A 16,676-nucleotide genomic window follows, 5' to 3' on the forward strand; every position below is an offset into this window, starting at 1 on the left:
CCCCGACCCTTCATCAGCGAGGACTTCCATGGACTTCCGCCTCACCCCGCGTCAGGTTCAGCTCAAGGCCGACGCGCGCGCCCTCACCGACTTCATCGCCACCTACGAGACCCAGTGCGAGGAGGACAACGGCCTGCCCGCCGACGCGCACACCAAGGTCCGTGACGCCGTCCTCGACGCCGGACTCCAGGCCGTCAACATGCCCGCCGAGTGGGGCGGCGCCGGCCTCACCATCGCCGAACAGGTCACCGTGCAGGAGGAGTTGGGGCGGCTCACCGGCGCCCTGTGGGACATGGTGTGGCGGCCGGCCAACGCGCTGCGCTTCTGCACCCCCGAGCAGCGCGAGCGCTTCCTCGTCCCGGTGATCAAGGGCGAGCGGCGCGACTGCTACGCCGTCACCGAGCCCGGCGCCGGCTCCGACCCGCAGCACCTCGCCACCACCGCGATCCGGAACGACCAGGGCTGGGTGCTCAACGGTGAGAAGTGGTTCGTGACCGTCGGCGACCACGCCGACTTCATGATCGTGCTCGCGGCGGCGGGCCCCGAGCGCGCCCCCACCCTCTTCCTCGTCGACAAGGACACGCCCGGCATCGAGATGACCCGCGTCCCGCGCTGGATGCACACCTTCGTGTACGAGCACCCCGAGTTCACCTTCACCGATGTGCAGGTGAGCGAGGACGCCGTGCTCGGCGGCGTCGGCGAGGGATACGACATCACCCGCTCCTGGTTCACCGAGGAACGCCTGATGATCGCCGCCCGCACCATCGGCGCGGCCGAGCGGGCGCTGGAGCTGTCCCGTGACTGGGCGGTGGAGCGCGAGCAGTTCGGGGCGCCGATCTCCTCGTACCAGCTGATCCAGGGGATGCTCGCCGACTGCGCCGTGGACATCGCCGTCAACCGGGCCTACACCCACCAGGTCGCCTGGGAGATCGACCACGCGTCGGCCGAGGAGCGCAAGACCCTGCACGCCAAGGCGGCCATCGCCAAGCTCTCGGCGAGCGAGGCCTCGGGCCGGGTCGTCGACCGGTGCCTCCAGATCCACGGCGGGCGGGGCTACGACCGCTCGTACGCCGTCGAACGGCTCTACCGCGAGCTGCGCGTGGACCGGATCTGGGAGGGCACCTCCGAGATCCAGCGGTTGATCATCGCGAACGAGCTCGTCAAGCGCGGCTCGGGGGTCCTGGACCTGCCCAGCGCCTGAGCCGTACCACCGCAGACCAGAGAGAGGGAGACGGATGACCGACATCAAGCGCGTGGGAGTCGTCGGCTGCGGGCTGATGGGCGCCGGTATCGCCGAGGTCTGCGCACGGGCCGACGTACCGGTCACGGTCGTGGAGCGCGACGCGGAGGCGGCCCGGGCCGGCCGCCTCCGCATCACCCGCTCGCTCGACCGGGCCACCGCCAACGGCAGGCTGAGCGACGAACGACGGGAGGCCGCCGCGGCCCTGATCACCGTCGTCCACGAGCTCGAAGCGCTGCACGACCACGACCTGGTCATCGAGGCGGTCGCCGAGGACGAGGCCCTCAAGGTCGATGTCTTCACCCGGCTCGACTCCGTGATCACCGGCGACCGCACCCTCCTCGCCACGAACACCTCCTCCATCCCGGTCATCAGGCTCGCCGCCGCGACATCCCGCCCCGATCGCGTCGTGGGCGTGCACTTCTTCAACCCCGTACCGGTGCTGCGGCTCGTCGAACTCGTGCCGTCGCTGCTCACCTCTCCCACCACCGCGGCACGGGCCGAGGACTTCGTGACCGGAACGCTCGGCAAGGAGGTCGTCCGGACCCGGGACAAGGCCGGGTTCGTCGTCAACGCGCTGCTCGTGCCCTATCTCCTGGCCGCCATCCGCATGGTGGAGTCGGGCAGCGCGACCGTCGAGGACGTCGACCGCGGCATGGTCCTCGGTTGCGCGCACCCGCTCGGCCCGCTGGCCCTGACGGACCTGATCGGCCTGGACACCACACGGGCCATCGCCGAGTCCCTGTACGCCGAGTTCCGCGAGCCCCAGTACTCACCGCCCCCGCTGCTGTCCCGGATGGTGGAGGCCGGGCTGCTGGGGCGGAAGTCCGGGCGAGGCTTCCACGCGTACGACGAGGAGCCACATCGCGACGTACCGGTACCGGTGAGCCGGCCGTGAGGGAAGATGGTCATGACCTACGACCACCGAACGAGGGGAGCCGCAGGGTGTCCACCAAGGTGCGCACGGCAGACACGCGCGAGCGCATCCTGACCGCGGCGTGCGAGGTCATCGCCGACATCGGCTTCGAGAAGATCCGCATGCGCATGGTCGCCGAGCGGGCCGGAGTGTCGACGGCGCTGCTGCACTACCACTTCGACACGCGCGAGAAGCTGTTCACCGAGGCGATGACGCACTCGTTCGCCAACACGGCCCTCGACGTCGAACGCGACGCGGAAACGGCACCGGCCGCGGTCGTCCTGGCCCGCATCCTGCGCAACCTGCTGCCGACCGATCCCGAACTCCACCAGGACTGGCGGCTGTGGCAGGAACTGTGGGTGCGGGCCCTGCGCGACGAGACCACCCGGGTCTTCGCCGTGGACCTGTACGCCCAGCTGCACGGCTGGGTGTCCGACGCGATACGGCGCGGCATCGCCTCCGGCGAGTTCACGCCGACCGACGTGGACGACCTCAGCACCCTCGTGCTGTCCCTGAGCGACGGCTACGGCATCCGCCTCATGCTGCGCGACCCGACGGTCACCCTCGACACGGCGCTCACCTCCATCTGGCGCCATGTCTCCACCGCACTCGGCCTGCCGGCCGCGGTGCCGACGGAGTGAGTGCGGCTCCTTGAGCGTGCGGATCTTCTTGAGCGAGCGGTATTCCTGAGCGGGCCGTATTCCTTGACGGGCATATAACCGCAGAGGCATATTGGACTCATGTCCGACGACGCCTCCCTCTGGAGCGCCCTCGCCGATCCCCACCGGCGGGCCATCGTCGCGCTGCTCCTGGAGCGGCCGCGGCCCGTCGGGGAGATCGTGGAGGCATGCGGGCTGAGCCAGCCGAGCACGTCGAAGCATCTGAAGGTGCTGCGGCAGGCGGGTCTGGTGCGGGTACGGCAGGACGCGCAGCGGCGTGTCTACGCCCTCGACCCCGCCCCGATCGCCTCGCTCGATGCCTGGCTGGCCCCGTACCGCAACCTCTGGAACAGCAGCCTGGACGCTCTGGGCCGCCGACTCGACGACACGTCGGACGACAAGGGACCCACCACGAAGGACTGATCCACCATGACCGCCGACCTCACCGGCACCTATCTGACCCTGGACGACGGCCGCCCGGCCGTCCGCTTCAGCCGTACCTACGACCATCCCGTCGAGCGCGTCTGGCAGTTCGTGACCGACACCGATGAACTGGCCCACTGGTTCCCGTCCCGCGCCGAGATCGATCTGCGCCCCGGCGGCACGATCAAGTTCGGGGGCGACCCGAACATGGAGGACTCCACGGGCCGGGTGATCGCCGTCGACGAGCCCCGGCACCTGTCCTTCGAGTGGGGCGGCGACGAACTGCACTTCGACCTGGAGGCCCTGGACGACAAGCGCACCCGCTTCACGCTCACCAACGTCCTCGTCGCCCAGGACACGGCCGCCCGCAACAGCGCCGGCTGGGAGGTCTGCCTGTCCGCGCTCGACGCACACGCGCGCGGGGAGCGCTTCGAGGGTCCGCACGCCGGGGCCGAGGCGCCCTGGAAGGAGATCTACGCCGGCTATGTGGCCGCGGGTGTCCCCTCGGGCGCCCCGGTCCCGGGCCTGGACGCCTGACCGGGTTCGGCCGCGCGCGATCAGTCCGTCCCGGCGGGGGCGCAACTGCTCCCCGCTCTCGGGAGCCTCAGCTCCGTGAGGTAGTCGTCCACGGCGTCACGTGTGCAGTCACTGCGCCCGTAGACGCTGTGTCCCGTGCCCTCGTACGGCAGCAGGACGGTCGTCCCGCGGGTCTGGCGGTGGACGTTGGCCGCCCATGTGAAGTGGTTCGCCGGGTCGTGCCGCGCATGCAGCATGAGGATCTTGGGGGCCTCGGTGATGCGCAGCCGGTGCTGCGGGTTGTTCACCTCGTCGGGCATGCCGATGCAACGGGCCACGCCGTCATGGATGCGAGGTGAGTCGCGCATGTGCGGGGCGGCCCGCAGTTCCGCCTGGGCCAGCTTGGCGTACTCCCGGTAGTCCTTCGGCCGGATGCTCCAGTCCTGGCAGAAGACCGCGGCGAACGGGTCCGCTTTCGTCTGCGGTTCCGCCGCTGCTGATGGTCGCGGCTCCTGTGCCGCCGACGGCTTGGCCTGTCGGGGTTGACCGGATCCTCGCCGCTCGTTCGGATTCTGCGCGTCGAGGCCCGCCACATAGGCGGCCAGCTCGTCCGGGTCCGGGCCGTAGAGCTCCATGAAGGCGGCGAGACGGATCGCGTCGCCGGTCAGGATCTGGTCCGGACGCTCCGGATCGTGTATCTCCCCCCGGTCCGCCCTGGCGAGCAGTTCGTTCCACACGGCGGTCACGTCCCGGCCGTGCAGGGCGCAGGAGCTGGTGCGGTCGCACCACTGCACGAACTGGTGGAACGAGTCCTCGGCGGCGGCAGCGGAGGAGACGAGGAACTCCCGGGTGCCGAGGCTGTGGTCGATGTTCGCGGTGAGGGCCATGGACCGGATGCGGCCGCCGTACTCCTCGGCGTACTGCTCGCCGATCAGCGTGCCGTAGGAGTGCCCGAAGTAGTTGATCTTCTCCTCGCCCAGCGCCGCTCGCAGCGCGTCCATGTCCCGGACGACGCTCAAGGTGTCGGCGTGGTCGAAGAGCGGACCGGTGTGCCGTCGGCAGTCCTCGGCCAACGTGCGGTTGTACTCGGCGAGTCGATCGAACTGTGCCTGGTTGCGGGGGTAAGGCGACGGCCGTCGGTCCAGCAGCTCGGTGGAGCACCTCACCGGATGGCTGCCGCCGACTCCGCGCGGGTCGAACCCGACGATGTCGAACCTCTCCAGAATGTCCTCGCTGAAGTGGGACTTGGCATCCCGCACGGCGAAGCTCACACCCGAAGCGCCCGGCCCACCCGGGTTGACCAGCAGTGTGCCTACCCGGCGAGCCGGATCCGCGGCTTTGCGACGGGCCACCGCGAGACCGAACGTCTCGGCCGACGGGTCCGACCAGTCGACGGGCAAACGCAGGGTCCCGCATTCCGCCGTGGCGTCCTGCGGGCACGGGGTCCAGTCGATCGACTCCTGGGGCGACGAGCCGTCGCCGGGTGGGCCGGCGTCCGCCGCCTCGACGCCCGGCGTCGCCACCCCGGTGAGTAATCCCGCGAGCAATCCCGCGGCGAGCACTCCGGTGAGCGCCCTGAAGAGCGGTTGCATGAAATCCCTTCCGAGAGTCCTGCCTGACGGATCACGGGGGTTGCCCGCATGATCAACGTCGCAGTGATCCGATCGGGGGCACAACCGTGCAGGACGGGAATCAGGGAAGGCACCGGGTCGTGGTCGGGGTCACCCTCAGGGCGACGCCTCAGGGGTTGCCCCGCGAACCCCTGAGGCGTCCCTGGGCTTGGGATGCCCCCGTACTTGCCGCGCCGCCGCCGCCCTCACGCCATCTGGCGCCGGACCAGCTCGTGCAGCCGTCCGCTCGTGTCCGCGAGGAGCTGTGCGGGCGGGCCCTGCTGGGCGACCTTGCCGTCCTCCATCACGATCACGCGGTCGGCGTCCAGCACCGTCGACAGGCGGTGCGCGATGACGATGCGGGTGGCGTTGAGGGCCCTGGTCGACTCGATGACCGTGCGCTGCGTCTCGTTGTCCAGGGCGCTGGTCGCCTCGTCGAAGAACAGGATGCGCGGGCGGCGGATCAACGCCTGGGCGATCATCAGGCGTTGCCGCTGACCGCCGGAGATCGCGCCGCTGCCCGAGACGATGGTGTGCAGCCCCATCGGCATCCGCTTGATGTCCTCGGCGAGCCCCGCCATCTCCGCCGCCGCCATCGCCTCCTCCGGCGTGTACGGCTCCGTACCGCAGATGACGTCCAGGATGGAACCGGTGAACGGCTGGGCGTGCTGGAGCACGACCCCGCACTGGCGCCGTACGGCCGACTGGTCGAGCGCCGCCAGGTCCTGGCCGTCGTAGAGCACACTGCCGGAGACCGGCTTGTCGAAGCCGATCAACAGCCTGAGCAGCGTCGACTTGCCGCAGCCGCTCGGGCCGACGATCGCCACGAACTCGCCCGGGCGGATGTCGAAGGACACGTCGTCGAGGATCAGGGGACCGTCGTCGGAGTACCGGAAGGACAGCCGACGCGCCTCCATCGACCCGGTCAGCGGGCCCGGCCGGGTGCTCGCCGTGCGGACCTCGGGCTGCGCGTCCAGCACCGGCTTGATCTCCTCGAACAGCGGCAGCGCGGCCACCACCGAGACGAACGAGCCGGTCAGCTGGGTGACGGAGGTCAGCAGCATCGTCACCGAGGTGTTGAAGGTGAGGAAGGCCGCCGCCGACATCGACCCGCGCGCAGGACCCGCGAGCAGCATGAACATCAGCAGCGTGCACACCGGCAGATAGACCGCGCCCAGCACCGTGGTGAGGTTCTTGATCCGCCCCACCTTCTGCTGAAGCTCACGGCTGTGCGCGAACCGGTCGGCCCACGCCGCGTACGCGTAGTTCTCCGCGGCCGCGACCCGCAGCTTCGGCAGCCCCCGCAGTGTCTGGAACGCCTGGTTGTTGAGCTTGTTGCTCAGCACCACCAGCCGCCGCTGCCACCGGACCTGCCACAGCCCGAGCCCCAGGAACACGGCCGCGATGACGACGAGCATGCCGATCGCCGCCAGCGCCATCGGCACGCTGTACCAGAACAGCAGCGCCAGGTTCATCGCGCCCACCGTCACCGACGACGCGACGACGGGGCCGACTCCGGCCATCAGACGGCGGATCGCGCTGATGCCCATGGCCTGGCTCGCCAGCTCGCCGGTCGAGCGCTCGGTGAAGAACTTCGTCGGCAACCGCAGCAGCCGGTCCCACAGGGCCGGCTGAAGGGTCGCCTCGATACGGCCTTCCAGGCGCAGGATCGTCAGGTTCTGCAGCAGCATGAAGGCCGCGGCCACCACGCTGCTGATCATCACGGCCAGACAGAACTGCACGATCAGCCCGGTCTGCGCCTTCGGCACGAACTCGCCGAGCACCTTGCCCGTCGCGATCGGCACCAGCGCGCCGATCGCGACCGTCACCAGTCCGCTGATCATGAGGTTGGTCAGATCACCGCCCGTGCCCCGCATGCTGAACCGCAGCAGCCGCAGCGGGCTGGGCGCGCGGTCGGGCAGCGGGCGGTAGAACATCACCGCGCGCGGCTCGAACTCCTCCGCGTTGGCCTTCTCGATCGGCGTCTCACGACCGGTCGCCGGATGGACGGCGACATAGCCGCCGCGCCGCCACAGCAGCGCCACGGGCGCGCCCGACAGTGCGCGATGGCCCACCAGCGGCCCCACGTTGTCCCGCCACCAACGCCCGTCCAGCCGTACGGCCCGGGTGCGTACGCGCGACGCGATGGCCACCCGCTCGACCGGGTCGAGGCGGTCGCTCTCGGTGCCGCTCTGCGCGGGCTCGGCCAGCGTGATCCCGGCCGCCTCGGCGACCAGCTTGCAGGCCGCGTAACTGGCGTCCGCGTCGGCGGCCGTCGTCCGCTTGTCGCCGCGCTTGCCGATGGACGCCAGCAGGGTCTGATCGGCCTGGGCACGCACCGCCTCGCCGGCCTTGATCCCCGCCGCCGTGCGCGACTCGTGGGTGCGCTCCAGCTGCTCGATCCAGCGGTCCAGGGTGGTGAGCAGGCGGTACTGCTGGTCGACCATGGACTGCCAGACCGCCGGGTCCATCAGCAGGTCGGCTGCGGCTTCGGCGCCGTACAGCGAGCCGTACTGCACACTGCCCGGCGGCACCTGCATCCAGAACACGTCGTCGTCGGTCACCTCGGCGGCCCGCTCGGTGGCCATCGGCGCCTGGAAGAGGATGGTCAGGCTGCGGCCGACGCCCAGAGCGAGGGCGTACTCCAGCGGGCTCGTCTGCGGCGGAACGTACTGCGGGTTGCCGTACTCGTCGTACGACCAGGTCTGGGTGTTCGCGGGCTGGTACAGCTCGCGCAGCCCGATGCGGTGGACGACGCAGTCCCTGAGCGGGCGTGCCACAAGGGTGTGCTGCGGTCCGGCGACCGGGCCGAGCAGCAGCGAGCCCGCCTCCAGCCGGCCGAGGTGATGCCAGTGGCCCTGCTGCTCGGCGTCGACCGCGAACAGGTCGACGGCGCCGGACGCCACCAGCCACAGCACCTGCGGGCCTTCGAGGTCGAGGCGGTTGAAACCGGCGCAGTCGATGCGTGTGCCCATCTGACCGAGCGCGTTGAGAACGAGGTCGCCCTCGTGGACGGAGGTCATCTCATCGCTCCTTGACCAGTGCCGCGTACGCACCGCCGCGCGCCACCAGCTCCTCGTGCCGCCCGCGTTCCACGATCGTGCCGTGCTGGAGTACGACGATCTCGTCGCTGTCCCGCACGGTGCTGAGCCGGTGCGCGATCACCACACAGGCACAGCCGCGCTTGCGCAGGTTGTCCATCACGACCTGCTCGGTCTCGGCGTCCAGCGCGCTCGTCACCTCGTCGAGGACGAGGATGCTGGGGCGGCGGACCAGCGCCCGGGCGATCTCCAGACGCTGGCGCTGTCCGCCGGAGAAGTTGCGGCCGTCCTGCTCGACCCTGCTGTTGATACCGCCCGGCCGACGCATGACCACGTCGTACAGCGCGGCGTCGCGCAGCGCGTCCACCACCGCGTCGTCCGGGATCGACGGGTCCCACAGCGCCACGTTGTCGCGGACCGTGCCCTCGAAGAGGAACACCTCCTGGTCGACGAAGGAGACGGACGAGGCGAGCGCGCCGCGCGGAATGTCCTCGATGCGCTGGTCGTCGATGCGGATGACGCCCTCCCAGGGGGCGTACAGGCCCGAGATCAGGCGGGAGACCGTCGACTTGCCGCTGCCCGAGCCGCCGACCAGGGCGACCTGCTGGCCCGGGCCGACCGTCAGGTCGAAGCCGGTGAGCAGGGGCTTGTCGAGCGGGCTGTAGCCGAAAGTGATGTTCTGGAGCTCGACATGGCCGTGCAGCCGGCGCGTCGACTCACCGGTGCCGGGGCGGCCGTAGAGCGGGTCCGCCTCGAAGTTCTCCACGTCCTTCAGACGGGCCACGTCGGCGGCGAAGTCCTGGATGCGGCCCGCGACGCCGTTGAGGCGGGTGATCGGCGCGGTGAAGCGGGTGACCAGGGCCTGGAAGGCGACCAGCAGGCCGACGGATATATGGCCCTCGACCGCCCGCATCCCGCCGATCCAGAGGATGAGCGCGCTGTTGAGCGTGGCGAGCGTGGGGGCGACCACGCCCAGCCAGGCGCTCGGCACGCCGAGGCGCTGCTGCTCCTCCAGCGTGGTGGCGTGCTGGCCGGCCCACTTGCGGAAGTAGCCGTCCTCGCCGCCGGTGGCCTTCATCGTCTCGATCAGCTGGAGGCCGGTGTAGGCGGTGTTGGTGAGCCGGGCGTTGTCCGCGCGCAGCTTCGCCGTACGGGTCGCGCGCAGGCGGATGACGACGCGCATGGCGACGATGTTCAGCAGGGCGACGCCGATGCCGACGAAGGTGAGCTGGGGGTCGTAGGTGTAGAGGAGGATCGCGTAGAGGACGACGACCACCGCGTCCACGCCCGCCGCCGCGAGGTCGCGGGCCAGGGTCTCGGCCACCGCGTCGTTCGACTGGAGGCGCTGCACCAGGTCGGCCGGGCTGCGCTGGGAGAAGAACGTCACCGGCAGCCGCAGCAGATGGCGCAGGAATCGGGCGCTGGAGAGCGTGGAGGAGATGACGCGGCCGCGCAACAGGTTCGCCTGTTGCAGCCAGGTCAGCACGACCGTGAGCAGGACGCAGGTGCCCATCGACGCGAACAGGACGCCGAGCAGGGACGTCTGGCCCCCGATGAGGAACATGTCGATATAGGTGCGGCTCAGCGCGGGCACCGCCGCGCCCACCAGCACCAGGAGCAGGCTCGCCAGGACCGCGGCCGGCATCGTGCCCGCGGTGCCGCGCAGCCGGGCCGGCATCGCGCCCAGTACGCCCGGTTTGCGGCCGCCCTTGCTGAAGCCCTCGCCGGGCTCCATGACCAGGACGACACCGGTGAAGCTGCCGTCGAAGTCCTCCATGGGCACGAAGCGCCGGCCCTTGGCGGGGTCGTTGATGTACACGCCCCGGCGGCCGAAGCGGCGGCCCATGCCGTCGTAGACGACGTAGTGGTTGAACTCCCAGAACAGGACGGCCGGCGTCTTCACCTCGGCGAGGGCGGCCGTGTCCATCTGCATGCCCTTGGCGGTCAGGCCGTAGCTGCGGGCCGCCTTCAGCAGGTTGCTGGCGCGTGAGCCGTCGCGGGAGACACCGCACGCGATGCGCAGCTCCTCCAGCGGGACATGGCGGCCGTAGTGACCGAGCACCATGGCGAGCGAGGCGGCGCCGCACTCCACGGCCTCCATCTGGAGGACGGTGGGGGTACGGACCGTCTTCGCCTTCCCCTTGGGGACCGGGCGCTTCGGCGGGGCGGCGCGCCGCCTGCTCCGCGTCTCCTGCGCGGCGCTCACGGCAGCAGCCAATCGACGGGACGCTGGTCGGTCAGCCGGATCGAGCCCGAGGCCAGGGTCATGGAGGTGAGATCGAACGGCGGCCCGTCCGCGGACGACCACTTGTAGCCGCTCTTCGTGCTCGACTCCTTGTCCAGCTTCACCAGTACGGCGACCGGCCTGCCGTCCTTGGTGAACTGCTCGCCCAGCTGGTTGTCGCCGAGGAACGCGGCGATCTGCTGCGCCGACTGAGCGGAGCGGTCCACCGACTTCACATGGCCGCGCAGGACGCCGTACTCCTGGGTGGGCACGGAGGAGATGGTGAGATCCACGGCCGCCTTGTCGGGGATGGAGGCAGCGTTCTCGGCGGGGACGTACACCGTGGCGTACAGCGCGTCCTTGGCGTGGGCGACCTTCTCGACGGCGGCGACGTTCGCGCCGGTGGAGATGATCTGCCCGATGGTGGCGGCGAGCGCGGTGACCCGGCCCGCGGCCACGGTGCGGACGGTCGTCTCGCCCTGGGCGGTGCGGACCTTCAGGACGGGGGAGTTGGCCGGGAGCCGCTCGCCCTGCTCGGCGAGGACGGCCGTGACCTGCCCGGCGACCGGGCTCTGCAGGAGGTAGCTGCCCTGGCCGTGCGTGAGGATGGCGGGCGCGCTGACGGTGGAGGTGACCGAGCCGGTCACCGCCCACACGGACGCGGCGGCCATCACGACCACGGTCACGGAGAGGACGAGCCACCCTTGGGGGCGGGCGAAGCGCACCGGAAGGTCGAGCTCCTCCGGTGACTGAAGCTTGGCGAGGGCCTGTTGGCGGAACTGCACGGGACTTTCCCTCACCTGAAGATGAGCGGAGACCGGCGCGCGGGGGCCGGTCGTTTTGCGAGTGGTGCCGGATTTGTTTTCTGGCACCCGAGAGTCCCGGAGCCTGGAACGGCTCCGGGACTCAGTGGTTACGAAGGCGCGATCAGAGACCGGCGACCAGGTTCGTGACCGGGGCGGTGTTCAGGCCGGTGACACCCTCCACGGTGCCGACGACCGTGTCGACCAGGCCGGAGACCGGGGCGATGCCGTTGACAGCGTCGAGGGCACCGTTCACGGCGTTGATCTGCAGACCGCCGGAGACGTTGTCGAGCTCGGCGTCGGAGATCTCGACGGTCGCAACCTGGGGGGTGGAGTTCATGATGGAACTTCCCTTCCTAATGGGTATTTCACAAGGGGGAGCGGCCCCCTCTGGGGACAGATGACGGCCGCGACCGCGGGTACCCGGCGTCCGTTTCCGGAAGCCGTTGGCGGCCCCTGCGGTGCGATGGATCAAAGCACGCCCGAGGTGCGGGCTTCCAATCAAACATCCGTCTCACCAGGGCACTTGAGTCCCTGGAGCATCCATCCGTGCAGACTTGTGCACGTCTCGTGGGTGACTTCTTCACAAGCGTCACAGCATCGGCTCCGGCGAGCTGTTGCGCCCGTCATGGGGAACTCCGTCGGAGCGGCGGCGAATCCGACACTCCCGTCCCAAGAGGGTGACCGTCGGTAGCCCCTTGTGCAGAACCCCGGCGCACGGTGACTTCGTTGAGTATTGAATGTGCAGATTCGCTGGAGCCTGGATTGTCCTCGCTGTGCACGACCGACCGTTACCGATCGGTAGCGGATCGTGTCAGCCCAGAAGTGCGTACACGGTGCTCGCCCGGGCCGCGATTTCCCCCGACCCCTCGTCGGTCATCGCAATGTCGGCGAACGCCATACGCCGGCCCAGTTTGGTGACGACCGCTTCGATCAGGACATCCGAACCGATCACCGCGCGCTGAAAGGACGTCGACTGCTGCACCGTCGTCATCGGCCCGTACGCCCCGCGCGCCACCGATACGGCGATCACGGTCGCGGTGTCGGCGGCAGCCATCAGCGCCTGCCCCGAGAGTGCGCCGCCCTCCCGTGCCAGCCCCTCCGACCAGGGCATTCGCAGGACCGCGCGATGATCTTCCACCGCCTCGACGGACAGGCCCAGGCGGAGCACCCAGGGGGCGAAGTTGGCGGAGAGGATCTTGTCGGCTTCGGCGGTGGTCATCGTCATATGGGGGATTGTTCCCGCCGCCGGACCCCTGGACGCGTTCCTTGGCCGAATAGGTGGCCCGAGTCGGTTGCCCGCAAACGGAATTGAACGCCCCACCCGAACCGTGCGTACCAACTGCCAACCAGGCGCCCCGAACAGTCGCCGCAGAGACGGCGGCACAGACCCCGTCCCCCAGGAGGTCGAGAAGTTTGAGTCACAAGCGAATTCCGAAGCGCAAGGCCGCGATAGCCGCGGGCAGCGTGGTGGCGCTCGGAGCGGCCGCGATTCTGCTGCCGAACGCCAACGCGTCCCAGGACGGTGCGTCGGACGAAGCCGCCGCCCCCAAGACCCTGAAGGCGGCGGACGCGTCGGATCTCGCCTCGCAGCTCGCGGGTCTGCTCGGCGACGCCTTTGCCGGTTCGTACTACGACTCCGGCAGCCAGCAGCTCGTCGTCAACGTCATCCCGGGCGACGACAACAACGTGATCGTCCAGGCGAAGCAGGCCGGCGCGAAGGTCCGCGAGGTCGAGAACAGCCTGGACGAGCTCGCGTCCGGCGCGCAGACGCTGAAGTCCGAGGCGACCATCCCGGGCACGGCCTGGGCGGTCGACCCCAGAACGAACAAGATCCTCGTCACCGCCGACAGCACCGTCACCGGCGACAACTGGGACACGCTGGAGTCGACCGTCAACGGCCTCGGCTCGGGCATGGCGACCATCAAGAAGTCGGCCGGCACCTTCAAGACGTTCCTCTCCGGCGGCGACGCCATCTTCGCCGGCGGCGCACGCTGCTCCGCGGGCTTCAACGTCACCGCCGGCGACGGCACCCCCGCCTTCCTGACCGCCGGTCACTGCGGGGTCGCGGCCGAGCAGTGGTCGGACGCCGAGGGCGGCCAGCCGATCGCCACCGTCGACCAGGCCACCTTCCCCGGCGCCGGCGACTTCGCCCTCGTCAAGTACGACGACCCGGCGACCGAGGCACCCAGCGAGGTCAACCTCGGCGACCAGACCCTCGCGATCAGCCAGGCCGCGGACGCCGAGGTCGGTCTCCAGGTCTTCCGGATGGGCAGCACCACCGGGCTGAGCGACGGTCAGGTCACCGGCCTCGACGCCACCGTGAACTACCCGGAGGGCACGGTCACCGGGCTCATCCAGACCAACGTCTGCGCCGAGCCCGGCGACAGCGGCGGCTCCCTGTTCACCCAGGACGGCCTGGCGGTCGGCCTCACCTCCGGCGGCAGCGGTGACTGCACGGTCGGCGGCGAGACCTTCTTCCAGCCGGTGACCACCGCCCTGGAGGCGGTCGGCGCGACCCTCGGCGGCGACGCCGCGGGCGGCGCGGGCGCGGGTGACGAGGCCGGAGCCGGCGAGGAGGCGGGCGCCGGTGAGGAAGCGGGCGCCGGTGAGGAAGCCGGAGCCGGTGAAGAGGTCGGCGGCGAGGAAGCCGGTGCTGAGGACGAGGTCGGAAACGGCAACGCCGACGGCACGGGCAACGGCCTCGGTGAGATCGTCGGCAACGGCGTCGGGAACTGACACAGGGACACCGACGCACAGATCCGAGTGATGTGCACGAACGTGGTCCGGCCCTCCGGCGGGAGGGTCGGACCGCTTCGCTTACGGGGACGTAGTCCTGCTGCCCGCTGCCCGCTGCCCGCGTCCGGGGCCCTCAGCCCAGCGCCCGCAACAACAGCAGCGCCACGTCGTCCACCCGGTCCCGTACCGCCGTGCTGTGCTGGACGAGTAGATCGGCCAGCTCGTCGAGCGGTCGCTCCCCGGCCTCGGCGAGCACCTGGCCCAGATCGGCGAGGGCGTCCTCGATGTCGACGCCGGGCGACTCGATCAGCCCGTCGGTGTAGAGGACGAGCACACTGCCGGGCGCGAGGTCGACTTCCGTCGTCGGATAGGCGGGCGAGCCGTCGATGCCCAGCAGCGGGCCACCGGCGAGATCGAGCACCCGCACCCGTCCGTCCGGCCGTCTCAGCAGCGGCGGCGGATGCCCGGCACGGGCCATCACCGCCCGCCCGTGCGCCGGATCGAGGCGCAGGTACAGACAGCTGGCGAACAGGTCGGAACCGAGGTCGAGCAGCAGCCGGTTGGTGCTGCGCATGACCTCCTCGGGCGGCTGACCGACGGTCGTGTACGCCCGTACGGCGGTGCGGATCTGGCCCATCAGGCCGGCCGCGGTGACGTTGTGCCCCTGCACGTCCCCGATCACCGCCGCCGTCAGGCCCTGCTCCGTCGGCACCAGGTCGTAGAAGTCGCCGCCGATCTCCATGCCCTGTGTGGCGGGCAGATAGCGCGCGGCCGCTTCGATGCCGGGCAGCTGCGGCAGCGAGTGGGGGAGCAGAGCGGCCTGCAGGCCGTGCGCCAACTGGTGCTTGGCGTCGTAGAGCTGGGCCCGCTCCAGCGCCTGCGCGATCAGCCCGCCCAGGCTGGTCAGGACCGCGCGCTCGTCCGCGGGGAAAGGATGCGGCTCGGCGTAGGCGAACATGCAGGTGCCGACCGGGCGGCCGGAGGCGATCAGCGGCAGATACGCCCAGGCCGCGAAGCCGTCGGGGGTCGCCTGCCGCGCCGGATACAGCCGCTCCAGCTCCTCCCGGGTGTCGAAGAACGCGGGCACCCCGGTGCTCAGAGCGTGCGCACCCGGAGTCGGCTCGGTCAGCGGCAGCCCGTCGAACCGCTCCACGGTGTGCGGATCCGGGTAGCCGCGGTGACCCAGTACGTGCAGCCGGCCCGCCCGCGACCCCAGGACGACGAGGGCCTGGCTGCCGACGGCAGGGACGATCTCGTCCGCGACCAGCTGCACCACGTCCTGCACGCTCGCCGCCTCGGTGAGCGCACCGGCCAGACTCAGCACCTGGGAGATCGTCACCAGCCGGGCTGGCGCGTCGCCCGGCTCGGGCCCGCTGCGGCTCATCTCGGCCACCGCGCGGGCCCGGCTGATGCGCACGCTCAGGCCGGTCGTGCTCGGATAGATGCGGAACGACAGCCAGTCCCCGGGCGGGCGCAGCGCCACGAACGACGTGGTGTGCTGGCTCATCAGCGAGGCCCGGTACCGGTCCTCGTACACAGGGTCGTTCAGCCAGGGCACCGTCGCCCACAGCTGGTTGCCGAGCAGTTTGCTGACCGGGAGGCCGATCAGCTCGGCCGCCGCCGGGTTGGCGAAGCTGATCCGGCCGTGCAGATCGAGCGAGCACAGCCCGTACGGCAACCGCGACACCATCCGTGCCGCCTCCACCGTGCCGAGCGTGCCCGCCGGCCCGCTGAACGCCGGCCCGGCGACCAGATCGGGCTCGGGCAGCGGTGGGCGGCTGTCCTCCATGGCCCGCTCCAGCCGCACCGCGAGCCGTCGGCAGGCGGCCGTCAGGTGTTCCTCCTCCCGGTCCGACAGCTCCGGGGGATGCGCACCCGGCCAGGTCACGAAGATCGCGCCGTAGGCGGTGGAGTCGGTGGCCACGGGCAGCGCGGCCAGCGCGAACGGATACGGCAGGACGACGGCGATACGGGGATACCGCGCCGCCATGTCCTCCTCGCCCCCGACCCAGACCAGCCGCCGCTCCCGCACCGCCTCGGCGACCGGGATCGGCGCGCTCAGCCCGACCCGTTCCCACGGAGCCGCGAACGCCCGGGGCAGCCCCGCCATCACCGCCATCTCCAGCACGGGCTCGTCGGCGGCCAGCAGATACACGGCACCGGAGTGCGCGTGCACCTCGTCCATCATCGAGGCCAGCGCGAGCGACAGCAGCGGCCTGCCGACCCGCGTGCGCGCGGCCGCTTGTGCCTGGGCGGACGTCTGCCCGTCGGACACGCCGACCACCTCCTCGCACGGGCGCGCCCCGGAGGCGACCCGGACCGCTCGCGCGAGCCGGGCCCCAGGGCTCAAATCTCCCCCCTTGCGGGCCTTCGCGCACGGCGAGCGCGGGCGGGCCGTGGGCGAGGGCCGGGTCGCACCGGCCCGGCTCGTGCCTCGGCGCACGGCTGCCCGCGCGCCGACGAGATCCGCCGTGTACCCCCTCGCCCCCGGCCCATGCCCCCGCA

At 70.8% G+C, this 16,676-nt stretch carries 13 protein-coding genes; 6 read left to right on the forward strand and 7 right to left on the reverse strand.

Annotation, left to right across the window (positions count from 1 at the left end; genetic code table 11):
- The first annotated feature begins 28 nt into the window (after positions 1-28).
- The 5 genes from BLU79_RS34685 to BLU79_RS34705 all read left to right on the forward strand — a co-directional run bounded on the left by BLU79_RS34685 (position 29) and on the right by BLU79_RS34705 (position 3,775).
- A complete protein-coding gene (locus tag BLU79_RS34685) occupies positions 29-1,201 on the forward strand; it encodes an acyl-CoA dehydrogenase family protein (RefSeq protein ID WP_093909954.1) in 1,173 nt (390 codons plus the stop codon).
- Between the two features lie 34 nt (positions 1,202-1,235).
- On the forward strand, positions 1,236-2,138 hold the full coding sequence (locus tag BLU79_RS34690; RefSeq protein WP_093909955.1) for a 3-hydroxybutyryl-CoA dehydrogenase: 903 nt from the start codon (positions 1,236-1,238) through the stop codon (positions 2,136-2,138).
- A gap of 47 nt (positions 2,139-2,185) precedes the next feature.
- Positions 2,186-2,797, forward strand: a complete 612-nt coding sequence (locus tag BLU79_RS34695) for a TetR/AcrR family transcriptional regulator (protein WP_093909956.1) — start codon at positions 2,186-2,188, stop codon at positions 2,795-2,797.
- A gap of 99 nt (positions 2,798-2,896) precedes the next feature.
- On the forward strand, positions 2,897-3,238 hold the full coding sequence (locus BLU79_RS34700) for an ArsR/SmtB family transcription factor (RefSeq protein ID WP_093909957.1): 342 nt from the start codon (positions 2,897-2,899) through the stop codon (positions 3,236-3,238).
- Positions 3,239-3,244: 6 nt separating this feature from the next.
- A complete protein-coding gene (locus tag BLU79_RS34705; protein WP_093909958.1) occupies positions 3,245-3,775 on the forward strand; it encodes an SRPBCC family protein in 531 nt (176 codons plus the stop codon).
- 20 nt (positions 3,776-3,795) lie between these two features.
- On the opposite strand, the gene BLU79_RS34710 is transcribed toward BLU79_RS34705, so the two are convergent.
- The 6 genes from BLU79_RS34710 to BLU79_RS34735 all read right to left on the reverse strand — a co-directional run bounded on the left by BLU79_RS34710 (position 3,796) and on the right by BLU79_RS34735 (position 12,660).
- The gene (locus BLU79_RS34710; RefSeq protein WP_093909959.1) at positions 3,796-5,346 is read right to left on the reverse strand and encodes an alpha/beta fold hydrolase; all 1,551 of its coding nucleotides are present in this window, start codon (positions 5,344-5,346) and stop codon (positions 3,796-3,798) included.
- Positions 5,347-5,570: 224 nt separating this feature from the next.
- Positions 5,571-8,387 (reverse strand): NHLP bacteriocin export ABC transporter permease/ATPase subunit, encoded by a 2,817-nt coding sequence (locus tag BLU79_RS34715; RefSeq protein WP_093909960.1) that lies wholly within the window; start codon positions 8,385-8,387, stop codon positions 5,571-5,573.
- A gap of 1 nt (position 8,388) precedes the next feature.
- Complete coding sequence (locus BLU79_RS34720; protein ID WP_093909961.1) at positions 8,389-10,611, reverse strand: NHLP family bacteriocin export ABC transporter peptidase/permease/ATPase subunit; 2,223 nt, start codon at positions 10,609-10,611, stop codon at positions 8,389-8,391.
- On the reverse strand, positions 10,608-11,414 hold the full coding sequence (locus BLU79_RS34725; protein WP_093909962.1) for an HlyD family efflux transporter periplasmic adaptor subunit: 807 nt from the start codon (positions 11,412-11,414) through the stop codon (positions 10,608-10,610). The genes BLU79_RS34720 and BLU79_RS34725 overlap by 4 nt, the downstream gene beginning before the upstream one ends.
- Before the next feature lie 142 nt (positions 11,415-11,556).
- Positions 11,557-11,772, reverse strand: coding sequence for a type A2 lantipeptide (locus tag BLU79_RS34730; RefSeq protein WP_093909963.1), 216 nt, complete (start codon positions 11,770-11,772; stop codon positions 11,557-11,559).
- Between the two features lie 474 nt (positions 11,773-12,246).
- Positions 12,247-12,660 carry a PaaI family thioesterase gene (locus tag BLU79_RS34735; protein WP_093909964.1) on the reverse strand — a complete coding sequence of 138 codons (414 nt, stop codon included), beginning with the start codon at positions 12,658-12,660 and terminating at the stop codon, positions 12,247-12,249.
- A gap of 188 nt (positions 12,661-12,848) precedes the next feature.
- On the opposite strand from BLU79_RS34735, the gene BLU79_RS34740 reads away from it, so the two are divergent.
- Positions 12,849-14,171 (forward strand): S1 family peptidase, encoded by a 1,323-nt coding sequence (locus BLU79_RS34740; RefSeq protein ID WP_093909965.1) that lies wholly within the window; start codon positions 12,849-12,851, stop codon positions 14,169-14,171.
- A gap of 133 nt (positions 14,172-14,304) precedes the next feature.
- On the opposite strand, the gene BLU79_RS34745 is transcribed toward BLU79_RS34740, so the two are convergent.
- Positions 14,305-16,455 (reverse strand): SpoIIE family protein phosphatase, encoded by a 2,151-nt coding sequence (locus BLU79_RS34745; protein ID WP_093909966.1) that lies wholly within the window; start codon positions 16,453-16,455, stop codon positions 14,305-14,307.
- Between the last annotated feature and the right edge of the window lie 221 nt (positions 16,456-16,676).

This window comes from Streptomyces sp. cf386, from assembly GCF_900103585.1.
Taxonomy (GTDB): Bacteria; Actinomycetota; Actinomycetes; order Streptomycetales; family Streptomycetaceae; genus Streptomyces.

What these genes read in the sequence shown, in the direction of transcription:
- BLU79_RS34735 (WP_093909964.1), bottom strand. Translation starts at nt 12,660, where the DNA reads ATGACGATGACCACCGCCGAAGCCGACAAGATCCTCTCCGCCAACTTC.
- BLU79_RS34730 (WP_093909963.1), bottom strand. Translation starts at nt 11,772, where the DNA reads ATGAACTCCACCCCCCAGGTTGCGACCGTCGAGATCTCCGACGCCGAG.
- BLU79_RS34715 (WP_093909960.1), bottom strand. Translation starts at nt 8,387, where the DNA reads ATGACCTCCGTCCACGAGGGCGACCTCGTTCTCAACGCGCTCGGTCAG.
- BLU79_RS34685 (WP_093909954.1), top strand. Translation starts at nt 29, where the DNA reads ATGGACTTCCGCCTCACCCCGCGTCAGGTTCAGCTCAAGGCCGACGCG.
- BLU79_RS34705 (WP_093909958.1), top strand. Translation starts at nt 3,245, where the DNA reads ATGACCGCCGACCTCACCGGCACCTATCTGACCCTGGACGACGGCCGC.
- BLU79_RS34710 (WP_093909959.1), bottom strand. Translation starts at nt 5,346, where the DNA reads ATGCAACCGCTCTTCAGGGCGCTCACCGGAGTGCTCGCCGCGGGATTG.
- BLU79_RS34700 (WP_093909957.1), top strand. Translation starts at nt 2,897, where the DNA reads ATGTCCGACGACGCCTCCCTCTGGAGCGCCCTCGCCGATCCCCACCGG.
- BLU79_RS34690 (WP_093909955.1), top strand. Translation starts at nt 1,236, where the DNA reads ATGACCGACATCAAGCGCGTGGGAGTCGTCGGCTGCGGGCTGATGGGC.